The organism is Streptomyces sp. NPDC048297, assembly GCF_043201585.1.
GTDB lineage: Bacteria > Actinomycetota > Actinomycetes > Streptomycetales > Streptomycetaceae > Streptomyces.
The window spans coordinates 1-24,370 of sequence record NZ_JBICZA010000026.1; the positions used below are offsets into that span (position 1 = coordinate 1).

Below are 24,370 nucleotides of genomic sequence, written 5' to 3' on the forward strand. Positions count from 1 at the left end.
AGGGCGACCACCACGGGCCGTCACCCCGGCTCTCACCGGCATCTAACCACGAGCACCTCACTGGTGCCCGCAACAGAAAGGGTCCACCAGTGACCACGACCGATCTGCACGGTCTGACAGGTGCCTATGCGCTGCACGCGCTGCACGATGAGGAGCGTGCCGCCTTCGAGCGTCACCTGGCCGCGTGCGACGCCTGTGAACAGGAGGTCGCGGAGTTCACGGCGACCACCGGACGTCTGGCCCTGGCCTCCACGGTGCGCGCGCGCCCCGTCATGCGGGAGCAGGTCCTGCAGCGCATCACCACCGTGCGGCAGGTGCCTCCCGGTGCCGTGCCCCTGGAGCGGGTGCGCCGTGGCGTGTGGCGCGGCCGGGGCCTGGCCCAGTGGGCGCTGGCCGCCAGTGTGGCCGCCGCGGCCGCCTTCGGCGGAACGGCGGTATGGCAGTACGAACGTGCCCAGGACGCGCAGAACCAGGCCGCACAGGCTCAGCGGCACGTCGAGGACCTGGCCGGTGTGCTGGCCGCACCCGATGCCAAGTCGCGTTCGGCGAAGGTGGCGGGCGGCGCGGGGAGCCTGGTGGTCTCCGCCAGCCGGGACCGGGCCGTGTTCGTGGCGTCCAAGATGGCGGCACCGCCGCGCGGCAAGGTGTACCAGTTGTGGTTCGCCGACGGCGGGAAGATGCGCTCCGCCGGCCTGATGGACCCCGACCGCAGCAACCAGGCCGTGCTGATGCAGGGTGCGGTCGGCGGTGCCTCCGGCGTCGGTATCACGGTGGAGCCGGCCGGTGGATCGAAGCAGCCGACCTCGACACCGGTCGCCCTGCTCGGCGTACCGACGTAGTGCAGGTGACTGGGGGAGTCCGCCCGTGGGCGGACTCCCCCAGTCGTTCATAGGTGCCGGTGCGGTGGCCGGGGGAAGAAGGCGCTGGTGCGTGCCACGTACGAGTCCCACCCGGCACGGCCGGCCATGTGCCTCTCCAGCAGCCGTTTCCCGCTTCCGTTGATCAGCACCACGCTCATCACAAGGGGCGAGACGACGGACACGGCTGCTGCCTGCCATCCGCCGTCGCAGGCGACGAGGAACAGCCCCCACCAGACGCAGAAATCCCCGAAGTAGTTGGGGTGCCGGGTGAGCCGCCACAGTCCCTGGTCCATGATGCGGCCCCGGTTGGCCGGGTCCGCCTTGAAACGAGCCAGCTGGGCGTCGCCGACGGCCTCGAAGAACAGTCCGACGGCCCAGACGGCCGTGCCGGCCCAGGCCAGGGCGGACAGCGGCCGGGGCGCGTACTGGGCGGCCTGCACCGGCAGGGACACCAGCCACACCAGGGCCCCTTGCAGCAGGTAGATCATCCGCAGGGCGTACAGGTCCAGGTTTCCCCGCGCGCGGGCCAGCATCGCCTCGTACCGCGGATCCTCGCCGTGGCCGCTGCCCCGGCGCGCGATGTGGACCGCGAGTCGCAACCCCCACACGACGGTCAGGACCGTCACCAGCACGCGCCGGGCCGGATCGCCCTGGCCCCAGGAGAGTCTGAAGGTCACCACGGCCACGGCGGCAAAAGCCAGCCCCCAGGCAACGTCAACGATGCGGTGCATGTCTAGGTTGAAAGCGATGGCGAATGTGCCGAGCATGATCGCCAGGGCCGTTGCGGCCGCCCATCCGAGGTTGGCAGCGAACGGACCCCAGTCGAACGCGTTCACCGGTCTTCCATGTGCCGAGACCATTCGGCTGCCTCGGCTCCTGTCAGGCCGCTGTCACCGGTGGCCGTCGGGCGTACGGCGAGGAACTGGTCCACCCCCATGCGCCGCTCCTCGAAGGCCAGGGCCCCACCGACCAGGTACAGCCGCCACACCCGGGCCGTCTCCTCGCCGACCAGGCCCACGAAGTCGCTCCAGCGTTCCTCCAGCGTGCGGTGCCAGGCGTTGATGGTGCGCACATAGTGCTCGCGCAGCGACTCCACCGACCGGACCTCCAGCCCGGCCGCCTCCAGCAGCCCGACGGTCTCGCCCATCGGCCGCATGTGCATATCCGGGGCGATGTACGCCTCGATGAACGCACCCCCGCCCGGTGCGGTCGCACCGCGGGACATCTGCTGCACCAGCACCCGCCCGCGTGGGCGGACCAGCCGGTGCAGGGCGGCGGCGAAAGCGGGGTATTCCTCGTCTCCGACGTGCTCGCCCATCTCGATGGTGGCCACGGCGTCGTAGGCGGAGCCCGTGATGTCCCGGTAGTCCTGGCACACCACCTCCACCCGGTCCCCCAGCCCCCGCTCGCGCACCTGCTCTTGCACGTACGCGGCCTGCTCCCCGGCCAGGGTGACAGCGGTGACCTGCGCCTTGTGCTCCTGCGCGGCATACAAGGTCAGTGAGCCCCAGCCGCAGCCGATGTCGAGGAGGCGGGCACCGGGGACCAGGCCGAGCTTGCGGCAGATCAGCTCCAGCTTGGCGCGCTGCGCGTCGGCCGGGGCGGCCTCGGGCTCCTCGCTGGTCCAGTAGCCGCAGGAGTAGGCCATCGTCTCGTCGAGCAGCAGACGGTAGAAGTCGTTGGACAGGTCGTAGTGGTGGCTGATCGCGGCCCGGTCGCGGGCCTTGCTGTGCAGGCCGCCGCGCAGCCGTGTCTGGGTGGCGGGCGCGGGCGGGCGCGGGCCGACGGCGCCGAGCCGCACCGCCTCGGCGATCACGCGGGTCCAGTCGGCCGGGGAAAGCCTCGGGGCGTGCAGGCCCCGCTCCCGAACGGCGGTCCACATGGCGCGCAGTCCCTGGGCCAGATCGCCCTCCACGTCGATCTCGCCGGTGACGTACGCTTGGGCGAGGCCGAGTTCGCCGGGCTGCCAGAGCAGGCGGCGCAGTGCGCGCCGGGAGTGCAGGACGACGACGGGGGCGCTGGCGGGGCCGGTCTCGCTGCCGTCCCAGGTGCGCAGACACACCGGCAGCGGGCCGCCGAGTGCGTCCTCGGCAAGGACGGCGAGCCGTTGCGCAGCGCCGGTACGGGCGGGGGTGCGGGTAGTCGTCATCGCGCCGGGTTCTCCTTGGTGAACAGGTACTGCTGGACGTCGAGGTATCCGGAGCGGAATCCGGCCTCGGAGTAGGCCAGGTAGAAGGTCCACAGACGGCGGAAGGTCTCGTCAAAGCCGAGGGCAGCGACCTGGTCGGCTTGGTCGGTGAACCGCTCCCGCCACAGCCGCAGCGTTTCGGCGTAGTGCGCGCCGAAACCGTCCCGGGCGGCCACCGCCAGACCCGTGTGGTCGCGGACGGCTTGCTCGATGGCCGTCGTGGAGGGGATCAGGCCCCCGGGGAAGATGTACTTCTGGATCCACGTATAAGTGTCCCGGGCGGCCAGCATCCGCTCGTGCGGCATGGTGATGGCCTGCAGCGCCACCCGGCCGCCCGGGGCCAGGCGCTCGTCGAGGGTGTGGAAGTACATGGGCCAGAACTCGACGCCGACGGCCTCGATCATCTCCACGCTGACCACCGCGTCGTAGGTGCCGCGGGCTTCGCGGTAGTCGCACAGTTCGATCGTCATACGGTCGGCGTGCCCAGCGTCGCCTACGCGTTTCAGGGCCAGTTCACGCTGCTCTCGAGACAGGGTGAGCGAGGTGACGTAGGCGCCGCGGGCGGCGGCCCGCAGAGCGAGCTCGCCCCAGCCCGTGCCGATCTCCAGCAGCCGGGTGCCTGCGCCGACACCGGCCAGGTCTAGCAGGCGGTCGATCTTGCGGTGCTGGGCGGCGGCCAGCAGCGACCAGTCGGCGGGGAAACTGCGAAAGACGGCCGAGGAGTAGGTGAGGGTCTCGTCGAGGAACAGCGCGAACAGGTCGTTGGACAGGTCGTAGTGGCGGCTGATGTTGCTGCGCGACCCGTCAGGCGTGTTGCGCTGCGCGTCGGGCTGTCGCTGCGCCCACGCACCGCGCAGCCGCTGCAGCCGGGGCGGAATCAGGTCGGCCGCGTGGGCGGCTAGCACGGTGAGCGCGCCGACCAGATCGGGGGCGTCCCACTCGCCGGCCATGTACGACTCACCGAACCCGATGAGCCCGCGGGTGCCGATACGGGCGTGGAACGCCTTCGGGTCGCGCACCTCTATCAGTGGTCCGCCTAGGCCGAGGGGGGCGCCGTCGGCGAACCGGACGCGCAGGGGCCGTCGCCGAAGGGCACGTTCCAGTACGGCCTCGGTGACGGCCCGCACCGGCCAGGACGCCCTGGGGACGGCGGCCACATCGGGCCAGCGCTCGGCGTCGACGGGCAGGGTTCGGGCGCCGGCGTGGTGACGGGCGGCGGGGCGGGGATCGACTTGGGTCATGACGTACTCTCCGGGGCGCGGCGGCCCGGGCGCGGCTGCACCGGCAGGCCCCGCAGAAACAGGCGGATACCGTGGAAGCGGATGGCGGCCGGCACCATCAGGGTCGACCAGGGATGGCGCAGGGCCAGACGCAGCAATGCGGTCGCGGTCACGTCGCGGCGCTCGCCGTGGATCGATGCGGTGAAGGGCGGGCTGCCGGGCCTCTGCAGGCGGACGGACAGACGCAGGCGCTGACCGGGCGGCGGAAGCCGCATTTCGTAGCGGCCGTCCACCGGGTTGAACGGCGACACGTAGAAGTCCTTGGCAACCGTGGCGGTGCCGGCTGCGTCGGTGTGCAGCAGGTAGGCGTGGCGCTCGCCGTAGGTGTTGTGGACTTCGGCCACTACACAGCGCAGGCTGCCGTCGGCGCCGTAACACCAGTACAAAGTCAGTGGGTTGAAGACATACCCGAGAATCCGGGCCTGCGCGAGCATCAGCACCCGGCCGGCGTGCAGGTCGATACCATGCTCGTCCAGGAAGCCGTCGAGCGCGGCCCGGATCGACGCGGCACGCCCGGTGAAGTGGTCGCGGGCGCTAAAGCAGGCGAGCGGCCGGAGCGGACGCGGCAGCATGGGCAGGTCGTCGAGGTCGACCAGCCACATGTAGGTGCGGTGCCGCAGCGCGTACCGCTGGGGTGCCCGGCGCACATGGGTGATCGTGCACGGGTAGAGAGCCGGCGGCTCCGGCCGGGCCGGCCGCAGGGCGGACAGGGCGGTCACCACCGCACCCCCAGGGCGGCGGCGGCCTCGACGCCCGAGCGGCAGCCGTCCTCGTGGAACCCCCAGCCGTGATAGGCACCCGCAAACGCGGTGACGGCCGTGGTCAGTTCCGGCAGCCGCCGCTGCGCGGCAACGGACTCAGGCGTGTAGACGGGGTGTTCGTAGGTCATGCGGGCGAGCACCTGGGCGGGGTCGACGCGGTCCTGGCCGCCGAGGGTGACGACGTACGTCTGCTCGGTGTCGAGTCGTTGCAGCCGGTTCATGCCGTAGCTCACCCGTACCCGGTCCGCGCCTGCCCGGCAGGCGGGCATCAGGTAGTTCCAGGACGCGCGGGCCCCGCTAGCCCGCGGGAGCAGGGAGGCGTCGGTGTGCAGCAGGGTGACGTTGCGAGAGTAGTGGAAGGCGCCGAGGACCCCCTTCTCGGCCGGGGTCGCGTCGGCGAGCAGGCGCAGCGCCTGATCGGGGTGTGCGGCGACAACGACGTGGTCGTAGGAGGCGGTGGTCCCGTCGGCCGCGGTCACGTCCGCGCCGTCCGCGTGCCGGAGCACGGACCGTACGGGAGTGCCGGCGCGTACCTCGTGCAGGCGGGCCGCGATCCGTTCGACGTACGTCCCTGCCCCGCCGGTCACGGTCCGCCACACCGGTGCCCCGCTCACCGAGAGCATGCCGTGGTGGGCGAGAAACCGGAACAGGTAGGCCGCCGGATATTTGAGGGCCGTCTCCGCATCACAGGACCACACCGCCGACACCACCGGCGTCATGAAATGCGCCCGGAAGTAGGGCGAGAACCCGGCCCGGTCCAGGAAAGCGCCAAGCGCCAGCGTGTCGTCGGCGCCCGTGGCGAGGAGGCGGCGGGCGGCCCGGTGGAAGCGCGGCACCTCGGCCAGCATGCGCAGGTACGGCACGCGCAGGGTGTTGCGCGGCTGGGCGAGCAGTCCGCGAAAGCCACGGGCGCCGGCGTACTCCAGGCCGCACCCCTCACACCGGACGGACATGCTCATCTCCGACTCCTGCGTGGCGACGCCGAGTTCACGGAAGAGACGCAGCAGGTTCGGATAGGTGCGGCGGTTGTGGACGATGAAGCCGGAGTCGACGCGGTGCGTGCGCCCGTCGGGCGCGGTCAGGCTGTGGGTGTGCGCGTGGCCGCCCAGCCGGTCGTCGGCCTCGTAGAGGGTGACGTGATGGGCGCGGGCCAGGATGTGTGCGGCGGTCAGTCCTGCCACTCCGCTGCCGATGACTGCCGTACGGGGCATCGCCTCACGACCTTTGCCCCGATCCGGTTCTTCCCCCGCCTGTATCGCACTGGGCGGCTTCTGCATGACTGTTCTCTCCCTCCCCTAATGTGTGATCAACGCGGCGGTGGGCCGGTCCGCGACTGAGCAGACGCGGACCGGCCCACGAGACAGCGGCCGCAGGACCCCGCGACGAGGGCCGGCGGGCGCTGCGGGGTGTCACATCTTGGGCATCAGGACGTTGTCGATGATGTAGACGTTGGCGTTGGCGGTCTTGACGTTGCCGCAGACCACGTTCGCGGAGTCGTTGACCTTGTAGGACTCGCCCGAGCCGGAGGTCATCACCTTCGACTTCTCCAGCGTGTCGAAGGAGCCGTTCTCCAGATCCTTCGGCGTGAGCTTCTGGCCGACGACGTGGTAGGTGAGGATCTTCGTCAGCATCGCCTTGTCGTTCAGGACCTTGTCCAGGGTCGCCTTCGGGATCTTCTTGAAGGCGTCGTTCGTCGGCGCGAACACGGTGATGTTCTGGGCGTTGTTGAGGGTGTCGACCAGCCCGGCCTTCTTCACCGCCGAGACCAGCGTGGACAGGGCCGGGTTGTTGGAGGCGGCGGTGGCCACCGGGTCCTTGGCCATGCCGTCGAAGGAGCCGGCACCGTTGTTCGGCACCGCCGAACAGGCGGGGCCGAAGGGCTGGTCCGTGCTGCTCGCGGACGACGTCGAGCCGCCCATGTCGTCGCTGCCCTTGGTGGCCGGAGCCGACGCCTTGTTGGAGGAGTCGGACTTGCCCGAGTCACTGCTGCCGCCCGAGCAGGCGGTCAGAGCCAGGGGCAGCACGGCGGCCGCGGCGAGAAGACCGGTGGTACGACGGATACGGGTGTTCATCATGTTCTCCTACTTGAACGGTGCAGCGCTGAGCTGCGTTTTGGGGTTATGGGAAGAGCGGTCTGAGGGGGTGGCACGGGGGCCATGGAGTGCGGTCGGGTGGTCACTCGACGGTGACGACCACCGAATGCCATCCGCTGGCGCCGTCCGGGATGGTGCGGGTGCGTCGGTCCGTCTGCACAGTTCCCGCGCGGTCGGTGGCGCGGACGGTGAGGGTGTGGCCGCCCTTGGTGGCCCGCCAGGGAAGCGACCACTGGCGCCAGGTGTCCCGGGTGTCCTCGGCCGCCAAGTGGGCCTCCTGCCAAGGCCCGTCATCGATACGGACCTCGACCTTGTCGATGCCTCGATGCTGAGCCCAGGCGACGCCGGCGACCATCACCGTGCCGGCCTTGGGCCGGGCGAACGGCTTGGGAGTGTCGATCCGCGACTCGGTCTTGATCGGTGCTTTGCGGGCCCAGCCGCGCTTGACCCAGTAGGGGTCGTAGGAATCGAAGGTGGTGAGTTCGATGTCCTCGATCCACTTGCAGGCCGACACGAACCCGTACAGACCGGGGACGACCATCCGGACCGGGAAGCCATGCTCGAAAGGCAGCGGCTCGCCATTCATGCCGAGCGCCAGCATCGCATCGCGGCCATCCATGACGTCCTCGACCGGGCTGCCGATCGTCATTCCATCCACCGAGCGGGACACCAGCTGATCCGCCCGGCCGCCCCGGGACGGAGGCTTCACCCCGCACTCGGCAAGCAGATCGGCCAGCCGCACGCCGGTCCAGCGGGCATTGCCAACATACGATCCGCCAACCTCGTTCGACACGCACGTGAGGGTGATGTCCCGCTCGATCAGCTCACGGTGCAGCAGGTCGTCGAAGGAGTAGATGGCCGGGCGGCGCACTCCCTTGCCGTGAATCCGCAGCCGCCAGGCAGTGGCGTCCACCTTGGGCACTACCAACGCGGTATCCACCCGATAGAAGTCATCGTTCGGAGTGACGAACGGGCTGATCCCGTCGATCCGCAGCCCGGCCCTCTTCGGTACCGGGTGCGCAGGCGACCCGGGATTCGGCAGCACAACCTTGTTACGTGAGGCGACGGCGTCCTTGCCGCGAGAGGCATTCAGCGACCGGCCGACCGTACCCACCACGGCCGAGGCCGCTGCGGCAGAGGCGGCCGCAAGGACGAATCCCCGCCGGTCCCAGCCTGCGGAGGCAGGAGCTGCCGCTTCCTCGCTCACAGAGCCGGACTCTCCCGCCGTCGACCGGGCAGGCGCGGTGAGGCGGCCCACCAGAACGTACAGAAACACAGCCCCTGCAACGGCCCCCACCACTGAGGGCAGCGCGTCGGTGAAGCTGGTGGAGTCGGGCCGGCTGATGGCGGCCGCCGCCCCGATGACTCCGAAGAGAAGGACCCCGGCGGCTCCGACCCGCCGAAACCGCACCGTTAGCGCACCCAGTACCAGGGCCAGCACGGCCAGCACGGCCAGGATCCCGAGCTGCAGTACGAGCTTGTCGTTGGTGCCGAAGTGACGGATCGCCCAGTCCTTGACCGCAGCGGGCGTCGCGTCGATGGACGCGCCGCCCACCGCGACGACCGGACTGGACTGCGGACGCACCGCCGCAGCCACCAGTTCGGCCACCGCCAGCGCTGCGAAGCCGGCCAGCGCCCCGCTCAGCGCACCCAGCGCCAGACGCGACCAAGGCGGCCGTACTCGCTGATCCTTCTCTTCGTCCCTCACGCAGGGAATCCGGTTCTGCCCGCCGGGCGGATTGGTCCCAGACCTGATCAGGTGAAAAAAGATCTCGGACCAATCCGCCGTACATTCCGCAACGGATTACGCAGTTGAACACCGACGGACATCGCCGTCCCTGCCGCACCGGGGAACAGGAACAACAGCCTTTCAAAGGGTGCCCGGGCAGGAGCCCGAGCACCCTTCGACAGCTCTGCCGCGGTGGCGCCAGTGCGTCACATGCCGGTGTTGACGCAGGCGTTGCCAAAGGCCGGGTTCAGCAAGCCGATCACGTCGGCGGTGTTGCCGCAGGCGTTGACCGGGATGTCGACCGGGACCTGGATCACGTTGCCCGACAGAACACCGGGCGAGCCGATCGCAGCCCCCTGCGCGCCGCTGTCTGCCGAAGCAGCCGCCGCGCCACCGAGCACCACCGCGCCCGCAGCCGCCACCAGACCCGCACCCCGCATCACCCGAGACCGCAGAAACATCATGTTCACGTGCCTTTCCTCCTCGCTGCGGCGGCAGTCGCCGCCGGCCAGCCGCATGCCGCGGCCATGCACCCGTAATCCGCTACCACCCCGCGCGCAGACTGCTCAAAAAGCCCCGGATCACCCGATCGCGCTACACAGCAGCCATAGCCAGCCGTCAAACCCGAGGTTCACCGCCTGCAAGCCCCTGATCCCGCCCCGTGTCCGCAGTCACGCGCCTGCCGAGGACACCCGCGGGGCCTGCACGGCCCGGGCCCAGCGCAGGGACGGCCACCCCCCGTGCTCGGCTCTCATCCGGCCGCGGCATCGGGTTGCCCCCACGGCCCAGTCCCGACAGATACCGGCGCCCACCAAGCCTTTGAGCCGACAGCTGCGGATTCTCTGCGTGAGATGTCACTGCGACAGTCGTTCCCCGGAAGGAAGGCATCGTGTCGGTTGTGCGAGAACAGGGCGGCAAGTCGGCAACGTCGGCGTTGTGGCTGCGGCACTGCCCGCAGCAGCCGCGTGCGGCAATCACTACCCTGCACGGAGGACGAGCAGAGGGCTACCAGACGTCCCAGCCCTGGCACCTGACGGCACTGAGGATGCGCCCCATACTCCGCGCAGCGGCCTCCGCCATGCCCCTCGACGAGCTCGTTCTGGCCCACGTGCGCTACCGCCACCGCGGCTGGAACCAAGATGACCCCCTGAACGACACCTACCGCGCACTCGGCGAGCTACAGCAGATCACCGGGGCGGTGCCGCCCTACAGTCCTCACACATCATGAGGCGCGGACGGCCCCGGACGGCGTTCCAAAAATTTGGAACGACCACGCTGGGGCCGTCGCGCCCGACTCATCTGGCCGTCACCGGATGCCACTTGCCCGATCAGTCCGGCACTGGAAACGTTCGCATGGGTAGATGCGCTCGGTGCCCCGCTCTGGTCTCCGAGCCGGCTGCCTTGTCGGGCCCCTGCCAGGCTCAAGGCCGACTTCACCCTCGCCGACCTGGCCGGGGCCCGCGCGACATCGATCCGCTGCCGGCGCACTGCGAACAGAGCACCAGCGGGCACCGCCGTGTAGGCGCTGCCTTCGGCGTACGGAGGGCTGAACCGCCTCACTAGAATGATCGGATTCAGCGGACGGCTCCCAGTCGCCTGATGAATCCAGCGCCGGGTGTGCCCAGCCCCTGCGCGACCGGCGGTCACCGGAACGGCCCGTCCCGGTGACCGCCGCCGCCTTCAGCGCTCTCCCACTCTCGAGACAGCGAAGGCCCGGATCCCTGCGGATCCGGGCCTTCGCCTGGCACTCGCTACGGCAGAAACGATCACAACCAGGATGATCAGCTTGGGTTCGGGTTCTTGCCCACCAGCACTGTCAGCAGCTCGACGGTCTGCGCCTGGTTCCGGTCCATCTTCTCTTCCAGGGCATCGAAGCGGTCGCTGACCTTGGAAAACCCATCACGGACCTCACACCGCAGCGCCGCCTGGCCTTCGATGACCGCCGCGAAAATCCCGCCTGTCTCGTCCGGAGTCGCCCGGTGCTGCTGCCCCTTGCTGCCCCCGCGTCGGGGATTTTTGCTGGTCATGGGCGGCAAGCGTAGAGCGCTCGGCCGTCCGACCCCGCCGAGCCCACTTGGCGCCCCGCAGTTGATTCGGCGTGAGTGTCAGGGTGTCAGGTCGAGGATGCGGACCGGCTCGCCGATCCACCGGTCGGGGGCGGTGGTGGCGATGATCGCCCCGTCTGGGCGGTCCGGTGTCGGCTGGGCCGCGTACTGGCAGTGTGCCGCCGCCCAGGTGTCGTGTCGGGCCACGGACAAGGTGGCCGGGAGGTCCAGGTCGAGCACGGTGATGCCCGGCAGCGCGGCAAGGTGTTCTGCCGTGCCCGGCCGGGCCCGGTCGGCTTCGACGAGCGCGCACGTGGGGGCGTACAGGTACCAGCCGGCCTGGGCGTGGGCGCGGTGGATGAGGCGGGAGGCGAGAACGTTGCCCTGGCCGGCTGCGGCCATCGCGGTGTCGTCCAGGACGATGTGCATGGCGTTACTCACCGGGCGGCCGCCTGAGCGAGGCGGTGGTCCAGCTCGCTGTCGAGGTCCTGTTCCTCAGCGGGGGTGGGCGCGTAGCCGTTCCACTGCTTCAGCGCGGCTCGGGCCTGCTCGGCCCGCGCGGCACGCTCGTCCGGGGTGAGGAGGGTTTCGGCGAGGCGGGCCAGGTAGGCGCGCAGCGACATGCCCTCCGCGGCCGCTATGGCGGCGAGCCGGTCGCGGGCTTCCTCGGGAATGCGGATATTGGCGTCAGGCATCATCGGGCTCCCTCCACACAGCAGTGTACGTACCCGTACCCGTACCCGTACCCGTACCCGTACGTCGTGCGTTCAATTCAGTCATGAGCCTGTTGTGTGGCTGGAACCAATCATGCTGCCACCAGCGGTGATCTCCCTGATCCGGGCCGCCGCTCCAACTCGCCCAGGTTGCCTTGGGCGGCCGCGCCGTCCCTCCCGGCCTCCCCGCGGGAGGGCCGACGCCTGTCCGCGTCCCCGGGGCGGGACCGGACAGACGGTTACGGCGTTGACTGCTTTACCCGGTCGAAGCGCCAACCGGTGCGCCTCCTTGATACTCAGCCGCGCGCCGGATGTCATCAACGCGGGCAGCGTGAACGCCCGGCCGCGCGATGGGAGACGCCCCCGCAACTCCGCCGCCGAGGACCGGCCAGAAGCATCACCCGCGCACGACACCGTCAGCTCCGCCTCAACAAAGCGCTCACCGCCGGGGGCCGGTCCGGCGCGGAAATGCAGCCATGTCTCCTCAGGCCGCCTTGGCTCTCACCGAAGACCGCCGCCGCTGCACTGGTGAATCCCACCAGGCCCTGTGCGCACTCCTTGAGGACGACGGGCAACCGCTCTCCGTTCCCGCAGCTCGCCGCCCGGAACAGGCATTGCTGGAGACCGCGGTCTTCCTCTCCTGCTGCAAGATCGGTGGTGTCTGCGAGCACCCCCTGGGCATCGTCCAAGTCCGGCCAGATGAGGACCAGCTCGCCCTCCGGCTCGCCAACGAGCCATACGTGATCTACTACTGGGCCGAGTTCCTCCTCCCCCGGTTGAACGACTATGACGAGTTCTCGAGCCCCCAGGACCGGATCATCGGCGTGCCCGGCCTCCGCTACCGCAGAGAGAGGGGCGGCATCTGCCTGTACCGCCCCGGCATGCCGGCCAGCATCCTGCTCACCGGCTTCAATCCCCGCTGGTGGGATCGCGTCGTCGACCGCCTTGCCCCCGACTACGCCTTGCTGCAACCCAAGTCGAACTGGACACCTGAGGAACGCGCCGCCTACGCCGCAGCTGCCGCCTCGCCCTGCGAACCGCCCTCGATCTACTCGCCTCTGCTACGCCGCATCCGGACAACCGCCGGGCCAGGCCCGGTCAACGGCACCGATGCCTGGCACGCTGTAGGCGGCGACGTACGGCTGGAGACCACCGACGGCCCGCGGTGCCCCGACCTCATCCGGCTCTTGGGCAACGGCCCCACCGGACTCGGCTGGGGAGTCGAGCACAAACGATGCACCTGCCTGTGCGATCACACCCACGCAGACGTCGGATGCACCATCGACTTCCGCGAGCCCACCACCGGACGATCCGTGTACTACTCCAATGCCAAATGGGGCCGGACCCTCGATGACCGGCGCCGCGAGAGGATCGCGGAACTGAACCGAGAGGCCTTCGTCTGACCCAGTCGGGACGGCCTGCCGGAGCTCACGACAGCCGCAACGTCCTCAGTTCGCAGTGCGGCGTTCGTCGTCCAAGTGGGCCATCGCGTATCCGTGCTCGTCGGGATGACGGGCGAGGCGGGCCATCACCCAGGCGGTCTCCGCGTCCATCCCCTCGCCGAAGTCGGCGGCCAGGCGCCGTGCCTGCCACGTCGTACGTGGGGCGAGCACCCACCGTACGAGCGAAAACCGGACTCTGCCGGTGCCGGCAGTCGTCCGGCCCGCCCCGTCTGGGGAGTCCTCGGCAGCAAGATCAGGGGCGTTCGGGTCGGCCACGATCGTGAGTCTTGGCGCCGGTACACCCCGCGACGGGTCATCGGGCCGGAGATCACCGCAACGGGTGGCCTAGCAGCACCTGCGGTTGACGCCTGGGGCCCAAAGCCATCGGTCCTGGCCGAATGGCGCGCGCGTCCGTGGACAGGGCGTGCAGCGGCCATGCCTCAGCGGCTCCGGCGTTGTCAGTACCAAGGGGTACTGTTGATCAGTTGGGCGCCCGGCAGTGTGGCCGGGTGCCGACCGGAGGCGGATCCCGTCTCCAGTACGGCTGGAGGTTGCATGGCCCTGGACAAACGCCGAGTGCAGACTGCCGTGATCGGCCATGCCGATTCCGAGCTCCCTGTGGTCCTTCCGATGGAAGCGATAGAGCTCGACGACTTCCGGGCCCACCACGCCGGCCAGACCTACTGGTGCGGAACGTGGCTGGGCGGCTGCGGCCACCAGCTCTTCACCAAGCTGTACACCGACCGCGCCTGCCACTTCGCTCACGGGCCGGATCCCGAGCACACCTCCACCTGCGCCCGCAAAGCGTCCGGCGTTTCCAGCGCGGACCACCTGTACATCAAGCACGGACTGCTGGACTGGCTGGCGGGCCAGGACATCACTGCCACCGCCACCATCCCGCGCGACGCGGACGGCTCGATCGGCCGGGACGTGCTCTTCACTCCCGCCGGACACGACACCCTTCGCGTGCTGCTCTCCGAGTCACCCGGCTCTTCCACATCGGGTGAAGAGGACCCCGCCCGGCTGATGCTCGGCCCGGAGATGACGCCGGACCCGGACGTGCTGCTGCGGCAGGGCTACGTCAACCGCATCCAGCTCGTCCCCGACGGCACCCGCCGCCGAATCCAGGTCGGCACCGAACGCCACGGCGGGACCACCGACTGGTTCGACCTGGACGAGGTGGAGCTCACCGACTCGGGGCTCACCACCCCCGCGGTCGAAGAAATTCGCCGGCTGCGCAGCACGCGGCGGCCCATCGGCGTATGGGCGCCCAAGGCCCCGCCGCCACAGAGCCGGCTGGCCGCGCGGGTCGTCAGCGACGAGACGCACGGCATCCCGTCGCAGGACCGTGACGCCGTCATGGCGGCCCTCGAGCAGGCGGTCAGTGACGGGCGTAGCCGCACGGAGATCCGCCGCTGGCTGAACCGGGCGGAGGAGGCGACGCACGGCGGAGCCACCGCCGAAGAGAACCACCTGATCAGGGCAGCTACCGACGCGCTGCTGAGACTGGAACGCGGCGTCGGCGTGCCGACGCCGCGGGAACCGACCTTCCAGGAGCGCAAGGCCCTGCAGAAGGTCGAGCGGCTGCTGAGTGTTCTCGCACAGCACAAGACGCACGGCATGGGGGTCACGCTCCGCCAGCGCAACCAGCTCGCACAGGCCGCGGAGCAGGCTTCGGCCTGGCTCACCGACGAACAACGCTCCCAGGTGGAGGAGTGGCAGAACGATCCGGAGCCCGCACCTGCGCCGCGCGCCCCTCAGCGCCCGCGTGGCCGCTCGCCGCGCATCCCGGTCTCCCGCCCGGAGCGCTTCAACGGAGCCAGACTCGCCGACGCCGTACGCGACGTTCTGGAGCACGCAGCCCGGCTGGGCAAGACCGTCCCCCTCACCGACCTGTGCGCCCAGGTCAAGGGCCTGGGCGAGCTGACGGAATCCGATCAGGTGCAGGTGCTGCGCCGGGTCAGGCCCACCGCGCGCCCCCGCAGTGCCAAACCCCAGCGTCCGGCCCTGCTCACGGCCCTGATCACCACGGAAGCCGGAACCATGCACCCGGTCTACCGGCATCTGGCCGACCACGTCGGCCACCACCTGCCCCCGCAGGCCGACAGCGCCTGGACCGATACCGTCAAGATCCTCCACGACCGCTACCGCACCCCATAGCGGCACCACCGGCCCAGAGATGCAGCACGAAGGCCGCCCGGGTCGTCCGGGCGGCCTTCGTCGCAAGGTCTGAACCCTGGGGGTATGGCCTGCCCTCGTTGGAGGGCTACCAGGGACGATTCCAGGGTCTTCGCCGCCTAGTGTACCTACCTCCGCTCCCAGCTCACAGGGGCGCGGCACAGCGCTTCCACCTGCGGGAATGCCGTGTGAGGCTCATAGGTGCAGCCAGTCGTCATAGGCGGCTGCTGGTCAAGTCGGGAAGGTCGACCAGGGCGGCGGGGAGATCGGTGACACCCTGCTGTGCGTACCAGCCGCGGCACCAGCGCAGGACGCCGGCGCGGCTGAGCCGCCACTCCGAGCAGCACTGGACCAGCACATCGGCGGCGAAGTCGACGCCCAGCGCCTGGAGGACCGGGTCGATCGGCCCTCCTTCGAACCCGCAGACCCAGGGATCGCCCAGGCCCAAGGCGTCGGCGAGGATCGCGTTGGCGGCCCTGCCGGGTCCGGACCCGCTGTATCCCCAGTTGAACCCGCCCAGGGCCTCAGCGTCCTTCGGAGTGAGCTCGTACAGGACGAGGTCGTCGACCTGCCGCTCGGTGGGCCCCAGCTTCCTCTTCTCCACCAGGATCCGGCACCGCCAGTCGTCATCCCCGACCGGCTGCACACTGTGGTAGATGCGGTCCTGCTCCGTCATGGTGTCCTCTCAACGGGTACGGGGCGGGGTCATGCGGGCGTGGAGCAGGGCGGCACGGGTGAGTTCGGCGCCCTTCTTGTGCTCCTCGTTGAACAGGGCGGTCAGGCCCTTGGGGGCGTCCCAGTGCTTGTGCAGGTCGACGGTGGCGCCGAGGTCGTCCAGGAGCTGGTGGACGACGGCTGCGGCTTCGCTGGGACGGTCGCCCCACCCGTCTCCCCACCACAGGTGCTCGGCCGGCGTGCACGGCGCGGGGTGGACATGGCCGTCGCTGGTGAGCACCCACAGGGTGTGGTGCAGGACGACCGAGGCGAGTTCCGCGCCGCCGGCCGGGAGGGACAGCGGTGCGTAGAACCGCCACACCTGCTTGCCGCCGTCGTCGGGCGTGCGCAGGACGGGCATGTCGGTGAGCGGGTCGATGAAGAACGCCTCCGGCTTGGTGTCCTGGGCGAGGACGGCGTGGGCGGCGGTCGGGTCGCACATCGTCAGCCGGTGGGTCCACCGGTCGCTGATGGTGCCCTGCTGGACGGGGATCTCGGTGACGGCCCCGAAGGGCAGCAGGTCCGGCTCGCGGCCGACGGCGACCTCGAGCGCGGCGACGGCGTCGGGGTGGGTGTGCAGGGCGAGTCCCAGCCAGCCGGTCTGGAGGGCCTCGCGGTCTTGGTCGCAGGGTAGGGGGTGGTGGCTGGTGTCGGGCACCGCGCCGGGGACGACCTGGTTCGGTGTGTCGCCGTACCCCTCCTTGCAGAAGATCTCGATCTCGTGGTTCGTGTTGTCGATCCGGTTGTTGCGGATGCTGTTGGCCATGTCCGTCGCGGCCACCCGCGAGGTGAGGTCGAAGACTTCGTTGGCCGCGGCCCGGCGCAGGATCCTCTCGTTGTCGTTCGCCGGGACTTCGACCACCGCCGCCTGGGCGCCGGGCTTCCATTCCCGGATCAGATGCGAAAGGCGCAGCAGGTCAGGCCACCAGGGCATCGCCTGGCCGGTGTAGGCGGCGACGTCGTCCCATCCGGTTTCGTATTCGATGCCCGGGTGCGCGGTATCGGCGGCCACCAGCGCCGGCCCGCCGAAGCCCATGTCCCCGTACAGCGCGCACACGGTGGTGACGCCGTCCTTGTTGCCGCTGCTGGCGATGGCGGAAGCGACGTCGGTCGCGGCCTTGGAGTCGTCGCAATGCACGAGGCGGATCACGCCGATGTCGGTGTGCCAGTCCAGGGCCGGCCCTCGCAGGGTGTCCCGGTATCCGAGCCAGCGGGCCGGAGCCGGGTTCTCGGGCGCGGGGCGCAGCAGGACCGCGCCGCGGTGGACGAACTCCGCCGTCTGGGCCGCCCAGGAGTAGACCTCGGTGGCATCCCACGCCTCCTCGGGCTCCTGGCGGTTCCGGTTGAACGGGCTGTACGGCCTCTCGTCCGGCTTGGGGAACTTGTCGTATTTCCGCGTCAGCCGCCACATCCCGAACGTCGTCACGCCCAGCAGGTGCTGTGCTTCCGCCCTGGTCAGATAGGTGTGGCTCACGCCCATACCGCTGCTCCTCACCGTCCCGGGGCCGGTGCGGCCCCAGGCCAGAGCATCGGACAAACCAGCAGGTCGCCGCATGGAAAGCCTGTTGCTGTGCCCGGTTCCAAACACGCATTGGCCGAGAAGGCGCTGTTGCACGGCAGGGCAGGGAGGGCGACGTGCGCGAGGCCAGACTCCCGGTAATGCCCCGGGCCGCCTGGCCTCACGTCTTCCGGCAGCCCACGGCCGCCGACGTCCTCACCCAGGCTACTGCGCCCAGCTCGGCAGGCGTGGCTGGAAGAAGTAGCCGGTCTTCTTGGCAGCGGTGATGGCGGCGGCGGCCGGGCTGTCAACGCCGACCGGGATGTGCGGGTAGACGCAGTCGACCAGGTCGTACTCGGTGGCGTCATCGGCCCCGGAGCCGGGCACGGCGCAGGTCGGGCGGCAGTATCCGCCAGCCTCGGTCCACACCCCGGGCCAGTCGGGGTGCTGCTCGGTGACGTGCACGTCGCAGTTCTGGCACTGGACCTTCTGCTCCTTGCCGGTGAGCTTCCAGGCCGGGCGGGCCTGAGCGGCATCGAGGACGTGGCCGACCCGCTGCAGGGACTCCTCGCCCAGGCGGGAGCGGTCGCACACCGGCCCGAACTCGTTCTCCACGCTGACCAGGACGCCCTGCCAGTGCGGATGCCGATCGGTCACCGGCGCTCCGCAGCCGGCGCAGGCACGGGCGGACAAGCCATGCGCGCGGAACAGGGCGAAGGTCTCCTCGGGCAAGGGCTCACAGGTCTTGCCGGGTGTGTCGGCGAGCGGCGCCAGAGCGAACAGCGCCATCTCTTTCTCCGCCAGGCGCACGTCCTCCCAGGTCCTCAGCCCGGCCACCGGCACGCTCTGCGCCCAGCCGATGCGCGGCACGCTAGTGGTCGACGGCCGCTGCACGGCCTCGATCCCGGGGTGGCGCAGGCCGTCGGGCACGTACGCTGCCAGGGCACAGCGCAGCCTCTCCGCGGCCTGGTCCTGGTCGTCGGCGTCCAGCCAGCTCGTCATCACCAACTCCCGTAGGTTCCCCCGCAGGTAGAGCGCCACCTCATAGAGCCAGCCGTCCGCATCCTGACGCAGGCTGCGCTCGTACTCGCCGGAGTCGTCGAAAGAGAAGCACGACAGAACCCCGCCGGCCTTTTCCGCCGCCGCGATGGCGTCGTCGACCGTCGCGTGGGTCTCGGTGAAGTCGCCCCACGGTGTGGCCATGGGCCCGAAGAGGATGTCGTCCATCGACGTCAGCTGCGGCAGGTTCGCGGCCACGGCCGCGAACGTGGCGGCTGACCGTGACGCCGCGGCCTTGCGCTGCTTGGCCTGCTTCGCGTGCTTGGCAGCCCGCTTCTGCTGAGCTCTCTTCCCCATCATGCCCGCCTGTGTCGAGATCGCTGGTGTATCGACCGGTAAACGCTGTGGCAGATGGTTCGTCACGTTATCCGTCGGCGGACGACACCGCGCGGCGGCCGGGTCCCGTGCGCACAGCGGGACGACTTCATGGATCGCGCCCCGCTCAGGTCGGGTGCGCCGTACGGTCGTTTCTACGGATGGCGACCAGGCAGTGACGCCGGGTCAGGTGTGGGAGGGGAGCCGGGGATGGTCAACGCCCGTACGTACCCGCTGTGGCGGGAGCTCGCGATGAGCGATGACCTCCCCCAGGAAGCCCTCAAGACGGTGATCGAGGCCCTGTGCACTCCAGCGACGACGCCGGACGGCTTCGACGTCCAGGCCGACCGGTGGCGGGAGGAAGCCCTCAAGGACGCGCTGCCCGCGTTGCTGGCCCGGCCCCGTGCCAAGCGGCTGCGCGGCCGGCTCCTGGTGCACGCCGACGAGAAGACGCTGGCCGCCCTGGCGGCCGACGGCCCCGTGACCGCCGCAGACGTGCCCGCCATCCTGCGCCACCGCCGGGCCTGGTCCGGGCTGGTCTCCGCACTGGCACGGCACCCCGATCAGGTCGAGGCGGCCATCGCGCTCCTGCCCCGCCTCCCCCAGCATGAGGTGGAGCAGGTCGTCCGGGACTGGGACCCCGACCGCTACACCCGCACCAAGGCCGCCGCTCCGGTCCCGCCCGTGCCGCAGAAGCTGTTCGACGCCGTCCTGGAAGCCTGCCTCACCCCGCTCGCCGCGTACCTGCTCCACCCGGAGCCCGAAGAGGGCTGGGAGGCCGTGTCCGCGCACTCGAAGGACTGGTCGCTGGAGCTGAGCGGCCGCGACGGCTGGGCGATGCTGGCCCGCTGCCCCCAGCGGTGGCCCCAGCTCACCGCGCACCCCGTACTCGGGGCGGCTGTCCAGCACCTGCTGCTGGACCAGGCCGAGACGCAGGCCCTCGAGGACGCCCGCCTCCGCGCCGCCGACCCCGACGGCGAGGAACTCCCCGCCGACCCGGCTCCCGCTCTCAGCGAGGAATTGCTGCTCGCCTGCCTTCCGGCCTTGTGCCTGCCCGAACTGGCTGACCTGCCCAACCCGCAGGTGACCGCCCGCCGGACCCTGCACCACATCGCCCACCGCGTCCGCGGCAACCCGCGCCTCGCCAACGTCGCCGCCGACCAGCTGCACGCGGCCGCCGACGCTCTCGTCACCCGCGGCCAGCTGCTCACCTGGTCCGACAAGCAGGAGAACGACTACGAGTTCGACGGCCGTGTCCTGCGCCTCGCCGAGGACCTGGCCCTCCTCAGCGCCAACCCCGACCACCTCGCCGGGGCCTGCGCCCAGCTCGCCCGGCTCGATCAGCCGGCCGTCGTCTCCCCCAAGCCGAGCCGGACCCTGATCCGCGTCCTCGACAACGTTGACCCGGACCACGACCGCCCGGCCCGGCTCCTGGAACGCCACTCCGAGCACCGCCGGGTCCAGGCCCTGACCGTCCTCGCCGCCAACCCGCGCACCCCGCGCACCGCCGTCGCGGACGTCCTGGGCGGGCTGCACCCCGCCGAACTGGCCTGGATCGTAGAGAAGGCCAGCGGCCCCGACTGGTTCCTGGCCGCGGCGGCCGCCGTCCCGGTGCCCGAAGACGAGGACGACGGTGTGGTGCGGCTGGTGGACGACGAGGAACTCGGCAAGCACCCCGACCCCGCGGCCGTCCTGCAGTCCTGGCTCGACTCCCCCGCCACCGGGGAGATCCTCTCCCGCTCCGAGGTCTACCGTGCCGTCGTGAAGTCCCGCTACCGCACCCTGGAGCACCTGCGCCAGATCCCCGCCGACGAGGTCCTCGCCCGCCACGAGCCCGAAGTCGCCCTGAAGATCCTGCTGGACCGCTGCGGGCGCAGCACGCAACGGTGGGAGGCGCTCGCCGCCGCCATGACCTTCGACTACGACGACGAGAAGATCACCTTCGGCCAGCTCCTCGACTCCCTGGACCCGACGCCCGCAGCGGCGCAGACATCCTGACAGTCGGGCCGGAGGTCACTGAAACGGGCGGCCTCGGAGTCGGTGGTGGACGCAAGCTGAAGGCCCTCACCAGCTGGTGAGGGCCTTCAAAAGTCTGACCCCGGTCGCGTGACGTAAGCCAGAGGCTGAACCGGGGAATCTGTCGACCATGATACATCAGGGGGTGCAGATACAACCGACGGCGGAGCAGCTCAAGCTCCTGGAGCCGCTGATTTCCCGGCCCCGCCTGGCTCAGTTCCTCGCCGCCACGGCTACGCCGGCGGCAGCGATGGAGCTGTACCTGTGGAACGTGCGCCTGTCGGCCGCGTTCGGTGAGGTGATCGCCCTTGCCGAGGTCATCCTGCGCAACGCCATGGCGGAGCAGCTCGCCGCCGCCTACGGTGCCACCTGGTACGCGCGCACCGACCTGTTCGACGACCGGACCATGAGCGGCTTCAAGACGACGTGGCGCAACATCACCATGCCCACCGACCCGGCGACCGGGAAGCCGGCGCAGAAGACGCTCCAGGCGGTCCCGGCCGGGAAGATCGTGGCGGAGTCGACCTTCGGCTGCTGGGTGAACCTGCTCGACAAGGGCGGCACCCGCGGCGACGGGCCGTACCGCAAGAACGTCGACTACGACTCCACCCTGTGGCGCAAGGCCCTGCACAAGGCGTTCCCGAACAGCGGCGGCAAGCGGACCACGGTGTTCACCACCGCCAGCCACGTCCGTTCCCTGCGCAACCGGGCCGCCCATCATGAGCCACTGATCGACGGAGTCCCCCTCCCCGGCCAGAGTGACCGCCGCGGCCGAACCCGCCGGCTCACCCTGCGCGAGGCCTACACCGAGGTCCTGCGCCTCGCCGAGTACATCGACCAGGACGTCGCTGCCTGGCTGGGTCAGACCAGCCGTGTACCTGACCTGCTGCACACCCGGCCGTGACCCGCGTCCGGCTCAGCGCACGAGCGGAGCCGGACGAGTGGCGCGGTCGTGTCCGCAGCGACGGGGTGCTCGTTGACCGGCGGGGGCCGGCCGACGAGCAAGGGAGACCGCCGATGGGGCGGATCAAGAAGAAGCGCGCGGCGCGTGACGCGCGCCGCCAGCCTGGCATCCAGCCACAGGCGGCGCCGCCGTTCCCGCAGGCGGAAGTCGAGCGGGTCATGCGGCTGTGGGACCGGGCGGTCGACACCGGGTTGATGGCCAGCGGCACGGATGTGAAGTACCACTTCACCCCGGACGGCAAGGTGCTCTCCGTCGCCGTCGGCAGGAGCGGGCAGGTGCTGGCCAACGGCGAACGGCTCACGCCGTCGGTGGCCGAACGGCTGCGGGAGGACATGCCGCTGCTGGCGGGGATGGTCACCTTCTACGAGAACAACCAGCTTGCTGGCCGCGGTCTGGACGGTGCGCCCCAGGACGGCGTGACGCCCTTGGTGCCGCCCGCCGACCCCGACCCGATGCCGTCGGTGGACGAGGAAGCCCTGGCCGAAGCTCAGGCCGCCACCGCGGTGCTGGTGCGCCAGGGCAAGGTCGCCGAGCCGGTGGGCGCGATGGTGATCCCCGCTCAGAGGGGCAGCGTGTTGTTCGCCGTCGGAGGCCGGGACGGGGAGCTGTACGTCAACGGGCGGGCGCTCACCCAGCAATGGGCCGACGTGCTGCGGGAGAGGGTGCCAGAACTCGCCTCGGACATCGACCGGCTCCAGGCCATGCGTGCGGAGTGGCTGGACGCGCCCCCGCAGGACCGCACGCTGGCGCTGGCCGGCAGCTGCACCGACCCGAACTGTCACACCCCGCACTGAACGAACACGCGCAGCCCCGGGGGGAGATGCCGGCTGGGCAACGCATGCGACGGTGTTGCATGCCGGTAGACGGGGCGCGTTCACCAGCCTTCGCCCCTTGCGCCGCATACGGTGGCCTCGCCGCCCCGCACGCCCGGCACAGCGGAAGCGGCGCCAGGCATCGCAGACACGGCACGGGAGGCAGACCGGGATGACGCAGGCCGCGGTGAGCGAGCTGGACGAGCGGGTGCCGGGGCGCCGTTGGACGGTCCGTCTGAACGCCGCCAGCCGGGGCAGCGCGGCCGTACGCATCTCGTGCAGCCGCCCCGCCTGCGCGGAGCAGCGCCTGCCGTCCGCGGCCGCCGGCCGGGCGGCCGCCATCGCTCATCTCAAGGCCCACCTGCGCGCCGCCCCCGCCCCCAGGCCCGGGGCCTACTGCGCGTGCAGAGCAGACGGCTGCCACACGCACCTGCCAGACACCGGCCGGCCTACGCGTGCCGAACCCTGGCGATGCGGTGGGCCGGTCGTCCTGGCCGTGGTGACCGACCGGGAAGGACGCTGGTGGCAGGCTTTGGAGTGCTGCTCGCGGTGCGCGGCCGCCACGCATGGAGCGAAGACCGTGGCCACCTCCCAGGAGCCCGGGCCTCAGCCTTCCGAACATCGGTCTCCCGCAGCGCCGAGCACGACGCAGTTCTCCGACCGCCAGGCCGCAGCCGCGTCGGGGCTGCCAGCTCCCCGCTCCGCACCTGCACGCCGCCGCCCACCACAGTCGAAGATTGCCCAGCGCGTCATCCCTCACCATCTGCGGCCCGTCGCCTTGCGGGACGAGCTCATCGAACTCGGTGACCTCTTCCGCGCCTACCAACAGCGCACGGAGCCCGACCTGGCCCTCCTCGCCGACCTCCACGAACGCAAGGCACGGGCCTTCACCACCTGGGCCGACGTCAGCGGCATCGAGAGCCTGCGGCTGGAGGCCCGGCGCGCCGAGCAGGCAGCCACTGCCGCCCGCTTCCAGCACCAGCAGCGCACCGGTGGTATCGCGGACAGCGACGGGCCGGCCGTGTCGCGCCCGCTTTCCGTACCGACGCAGGGGGACCACGCGCGCTCTGTCCTCACGCACGTGGCCGACCACACCCCGCTGCCCGGCCCGGAGGCACGGCTGCTGGTGCTGATGCTGACTCTGCGCACCGCGCACACCGGCACCGGCAACCTCGTCGGCCAGGACCTCACCACGCTGGGCCTGACCGACCCGGAGGACCTGGTCGAGAAGCTGACCGGCTGCGGCTGGCTCACCCTGCCCGGCACCGCCGCCGATCTGCTCGCCTCCCGGCCGGAGAACCCCACCTCGATCACCGTTCCCTCCCTGGTGCCCCACGAGGACAAGGCGGGCCCGTTCACGTTCGGCAAGAAGATGCGGGCCAAGCTCTCCGGCTGGGCCCAGAAGGTCATCTCGGACAAGAAGCTCCGCAAGGCCAAGGCCACCGCCGGCACCCGGCGCTCGCCCTGACGCTGGCCACCCAGGCCGACGCCTCGGGACGCCTCGGTACCGGCGCCCAGGGCATCGCCCTGACCTCTCTCGCTGCCTGGGTTTCAGTCGATTCCGGCGAACTGCAGCACCTGGCCGACCAGCTGACCGCAGCGGACTGGCTCACCGAGGCGGCCCTCACCGATGCCCAGCTCACCGGGCAGCTGACCGAACGCGTGCTCCCGCTCATTTGTCCCCTCCAAGCTTGATGTACAGG

General features: G+C 70.6%; 23 protein-coding genes. 7 read left to right on the top strand and 16 right to left on the bottom strand.

Going from position 1 to position 24,370, the window contains the following annotated elements; all coding sequences use genetic code 11:
* Window positions 1-89: 89 nt before the first annotated feature.
* Window positions 90-839 (top strand): anti-sigma factor domain-containing protein, encoded by a 750-nt coding sequence (locus ACGFYV_RS25740; RefSeq protein WP_393880820.1) that lies wholly within the window; start codon window positions 90-92, stop codon window positions 837-839.
* A 47-nt stretch (window positions 840-886) separates the two neighbouring features.
* Here the strand turns inward: ACGFYV_RS25740 and ACGFYV_RS25745 are convergent, their stop codons facing one another.
* From ACGFYV_RS25745 to ACGFYV_RS25795, 11 genes are all read right to left on the bottom strand, one after another.
* Window positions 887-1,696 (bottom strand): DUF1295 domain-containing protein, encoded by an 810-nt coding sequence (locus ACGFYV_RS25745; RefSeq protein ID WP_393880821.1) that lies wholly within the window; start codon window positions 1,694-1,696, stop codon window positions 887-889.
* Window positions 1,693-3,009, bottom strand: a complete 1,317-nt coding sequence (locus tag ACGFYV_RS25750) for a class I SAM-dependent methyltransferase (RefSeq protein ID WP_393880822.1) — start codon at window positions 3,007-3,009, stop codon at window positions 1,693-1,695. Before ACGFYV_RS25750 ends, ACGFYV_RS25745 begins: the two co-directional genes overlap by 4 nt.
* A complete protein-coding gene (locus tag ACGFYV_RS25755) occupies window positions 3,006-4,289 on the bottom strand; it encodes a class I SAM-dependent methyltransferase (RefSeq protein ID WP_393880823.1) in 1,284 nt (427 codons plus the stop codon). Before ACGFYV_RS25755 ends, ACGFYV_RS25750 begins: the two co-directional genes overlap by 4 nt.
* Window positions 4,286-5,050: a DUF1365 domain-containing protein gene (locus ACGFYV_RS25760; protein ID WP_393880824.1), complete on the bottom strand. Its 765-nt coding sequence runs from the start codon at window positions 5,048-5,050 to the stop codon at window positions 4,286-4,288. Before ACGFYV_RS25760 ends, ACGFYV_RS25755 begins: the two co-directional genes overlap by 4 nt.
* Window positions 5,044-6,300 carry an NAD(P)/FAD-dependent oxidoreductase gene (locus ACGFYV_RS25765; RefSeq protein WP_393880825.1) on the bottom strand — a complete coding sequence of 419 codons (1,257 nt, stop codon included), beginning with the start codon at window positions 6,298-6,300 and terminating at the stop codon, window positions 5,044-5,046. Before ACGFYV_RS25765 ends, ACGFYV_RS25760 begins: the two co-directional genes overlap by 7 nt.
* 198 nt (window positions 6,301-6,498) lie before the next feature.
* Window positions 6,499-7,161, bottom strand: a complete 663-nt coding sequence (locus ACGFYV_RS25770) for a fasciclin domain-containing protein (protein ID WP_393880826.1) — start codon at window positions 7,159-7,161, stop codon at window positions 6,499-6,501.
* 103 nt (window positions 7,162-7,264) lie between these two features.
* Entirely contained in the window at window positions 7,265-8,890 is a 1,626-nt protein-coding gene (locus ACGFYV_RS25775) for a sulfite oxidase (RefSeq protein ID WP_393880827.1), read from the bottom strand.
* A gap of 227 nt (window positions 8,891-9,117) precedes the next feature.
* Window positions 9,118-9,351 carry a chaplin gene (locus tag ACGFYV_RS25780; RefSeq protein ID WP_393880928.1) on the bottom strand — a complete coding sequence of 78 codons (234 nt, stop codon included), beginning with the start codon at window positions 9,349-9,351 and terminating at the stop codon, window positions 9,118-9,120.
* A gap of 1,341 nt (window positions 9,352-10,692) precedes the next feature.
* Window positions 10,693-10,938, bottom strand: coding sequence for a hypothetical protein (locus ACGFYV_RS25785; protein WP_393880828.1), 246 nt, complete (start codon window positions 10,936-10,938; stop codon window positions 10,693-10,695).
* A gap of 78 nt (window positions 10,939-11,016) precedes the next feature.
* Window positions 11,017-11,385, bottom strand: coding sequence for a hypothetical protein (locus ACGFYV_RS25790; protein WP_393880929.1), 369 nt, complete (start codon window positions 11,383-11,385; stop codon window positions 11,017-11,019).
* Between the two features lie 8 nt (window positions 11,386-11,393).
* Window positions 11,394-11,651, bottom strand: coding sequence for a hypothetical protein (locus ACGFYV_RS25795; RefSeq protein WP_393880829.1), 258 nt, complete (start codon window positions 11,649-11,651; stop codon window positions 11,394-11,396).
* A gap of 494 nt (window positions 11,652-12,145) precedes the next feature.
* On the opposite strand from ACGFYV_RS25795, the gene ACGFYV_RS25800 reads away from it, so the two are divergent.
* The gene (locus tag ACGFYV_RS25800) at window positions 12,146-13,072 is read left to right on the top strand and encodes a hypothetical protein (protein ID WP_393880830.1); all 927 of its coding nucleotides are present in this window, start codon (window positions 12,146-12,148) and stop codon (window positions 13,070-13,072) included.
* A 45-nt stretch (window positions 13,073-13,117) separates the two neighbouring features.
* On the opposite strand, the gene ACGFYV_RS25805 is transcribed toward ACGFYV_RS25800, so the two are convergent.
* Window positions 13,118-13,282, bottom strand: coding sequence for a hypothetical protein (locus tag ACGFYV_RS25805; protein WP_393880831.1), 165 nt, complete (start codon window positions 13,280-13,282; stop codon window positions 13,118-13,120).
* 459 nt (window positions 13,283-13,741) lie between these two features.
* On the opposite strand from ACGFYV_RS25805, the gene ACGFYV_RS25810 reads away from it, so the two are divergent.
* Entirely contained in the window at window positions 13,742-15,271 is a 1,530-nt protein-coding gene (locus ACGFYV_RS25810) for a hypothetical protein (RefSeq protein ID WP_393880832.1), read from the top strand.
* Between the two features lie 232 nt (window positions 15,272-15,503).
* On the opposite strand, the gene ACGFYV_RS25815 is transcribed toward ACGFYV_RS25810, so the two are convergent.
* From ACGFYV_RS25815 to ACGFYV_RS25825, 3 genes are all read right to left on the bottom strand, one after another.
* Complete coding sequence (locus ACGFYV_RS25815) at window positions 15,504-15,965, bottom strand: DUF6166 domain-containing protein (RefSeq protein WP_393880833.1); 462 nt, start codon at window positions 15,963-15,965, stop codon at window positions 15,504-15,506.
* A 9-nt stretch (window positions 15,966-15,974) separates the two neighbouring features.
* A complete protein-coding gene (locus ACGFYV_RS25820; RefSeq protein WP_393880834.1) occupies window positions 15,975-17,483 on the bottom strand; it encodes a hypothetical protein in 1,509 nt (502 codons plus the stop codon).
* Window positions 17,484-17,726: 243 nt separating this feature from the next.
* The gene (locus ACGFYV_RS25825; protein WP_393880835.1) at window positions 17,727-18,860 is read right to left on the bottom strand and encodes a hypothetical protein; all 1,134 of its coding nucleotides are present in this window, start codon (window positions 18,858-18,860) and stop codon (window positions 17,727-17,729) included.
* Window positions 18,861-19,127: 267 nt separating this feature from the next.
* On the opposite strand from ACGFYV_RS25825, the gene ACGFYV_RS25830 reads away from it, so the two are divergent.
* The 4 genes from ACGFYV_RS25830 (at window position 19,128) to ACGFYV_RS25845 (ending at window position 24,135) form a co-directional block, all read left to right on the top strand.
* On the top strand, window positions 19,128-20,873 hold the full coding sequence (locus tag ACGFYV_RS25830; RefSeq protein ID WP_393880836.1) for a hypothetical protein: 1,746 nt from the start codon (window positions 19,128-19,130) through the stop codon (window positions 20,871-20,873).
* A gap of 163 nt (window positions 20,874-21,036) precedes the next feature.
* Complete coding sequence (locus ACGFYV_RS25835; RefSeq protein WP_393880837.1) at window positions 21,037-21,795, top strand: Abi family protein; 759 nt, start codon at window positions 21,037-21,039, stop codon at window positions 21,793-21,795.
* A gap of 113 nt (window positions 21,796-21,908) precedes the next feature.
* Entirely contained in the window at window positions 21,909-22,649 is a 741-nt protein-coding gene (locus ACGFYV_RS25840) for a hypothetical protein (protein WP_393880838.1), read from the top strand.
* Between the two features lie 796 nt (window positions 22,650-23,445).
* On the top strand, window positions 23,446-24,135 hold the full coding sequence (locus tag ACGFYV_RS25845) for a hypothetical protein (RefSeq protein WP_393880839.1): 690 nt from the start codon (window positions 23,446-23,448) through the stop codon (window positions 24,133-24,135).
* Window positions 24,136-24,218: 83 nt separating this feature from the next.
* Here ACGFYV_RS25845 and ACGFYV_RS25850 read toward each other — a convergent pair whose 3' ends face one another.
* Window positions 24,219-24,356: a hypothetical protein gene (locus tag ACGFYV_RS25850; RefSeq protein ID WP_393880840.1), complete on the bottom strand. Its 138-nt coding sequence runs from the start codon at window positions 24,354-24,356 to the stop codon at window positions 24,219-24,221.
* Window positions 24,357-24,370: the final 14 nt, after the last annotated feature.

Bases quoted from the DNA above. Each gene is read 5' to 3' on its own strand.
- ACGFYV_RS25820 (WP_393880834.1), bottom strand. From the start codon at position 17,483: ATGGGCGTGAGCCACACCTATCTGACCAGGGCGGAAGCACAGCACCTG.
- ACGFYV_RS25765 (WP_393880825.1), bottom strand. From the start codon at position 6,300: ATGCCCCGTACGGCAGTCATCGGCAGCGGAGTGGCAGGACTGACCGCC.
- ACGFYV_RS25750 (WP_393880822.1), bottom strand. From the start codon at position 3,009: ATGACGACTACCCGCACCCCCGCCCGTACCGGCGCTGCGCAACGGCTC.
- ACGFYV_RS25800 (WP_393880830.1), top strand. From the start codon at position 12,146: ATGTCTCCTCAGGCCGCCTTGGCTCTCACCGAAGACCGCCGCCGCTGC.
- ACGFYV_RS25815 (WP_393880833.1), bottom strand. From the start codon at position 15,965: ATGACGGAGCAGGACCGCATCTACCACAGTGTGCAGCCGGTCGGGGAT.
- ACGFYV_RS25825 (WP_393880835.1), bottom strand. From the start codon at position 18,860: ATGATGGGGAAGAGAGCTCAGCAGAAGCGGGCTGCCAAGCACGCGAAG.
- ACGFYV_RS25810 (WP_393880832.1), top strand. From the start codon at position 13,742: ATGGAAGCGATAGAGCTCGACGACTTCCGGGCCCACCACGCCGGCCAG.
- ACGFYV_RS25840 (WP_393880838.1), top strand. From the start codon at position 21,909: ATGGGGCGGATCAAGAAGAAGCGCGCGGCGCGTGACGCGCGCCGCCAG.
- ACGFYV_RS25785 (WP_393880828.1), bottom strand. From the start codon at position 10,938: ATGACCAGCAAAAATCCCCGACGCGGGGGCAGCAAGGGGCAGCAGCAC.
- ACGFYV_RS25780 (WP_393880928.1), bottom strand. From the start codon at position 9,351: ATGCGGGGTGCGGGTCTGGTGGCGGCTGCGGGCGCGGTGGTGCTCGGT.
- ACGFYV_RS25795 (WP_393880829.1), bottom strand. From the start codon at position 11,651: ATGCCTGACGCCAATATCCGCATTCCCGAGGAAGCCCGCGACCGGCTC.
- ACGFYV_RS25790 (WP_393880929.1), bottom strand. From the start codon at position 11,385: ATGCACATCGTCCTGGACGACACCGCGATGGCCGCAGCCGGCCAGGGC.
- ACGFYV_RS25830 (WP_393880836.1), top strand. From the start codon at position 19,128: ATGAGCGATGACCTCCCCCAGGAAGCCCTCAAGACGGTGATCGAGGCC.
- ACGFYV_RS25755 (WP_393880823.1), bottom strand. From the start codon at position 4,289: ATGACCCAAGTCGATCCCCGCCCCGCCGCCCGTCACCACGCCGGCGCC.
- ACGFYV_RS25770 (WP_393880826.1), bottom strand. From the start codon at position 7,161: ATGAACACCCGTATCCGTCGTACCACCGGTCTTCTCGCCGCGGCCGCC.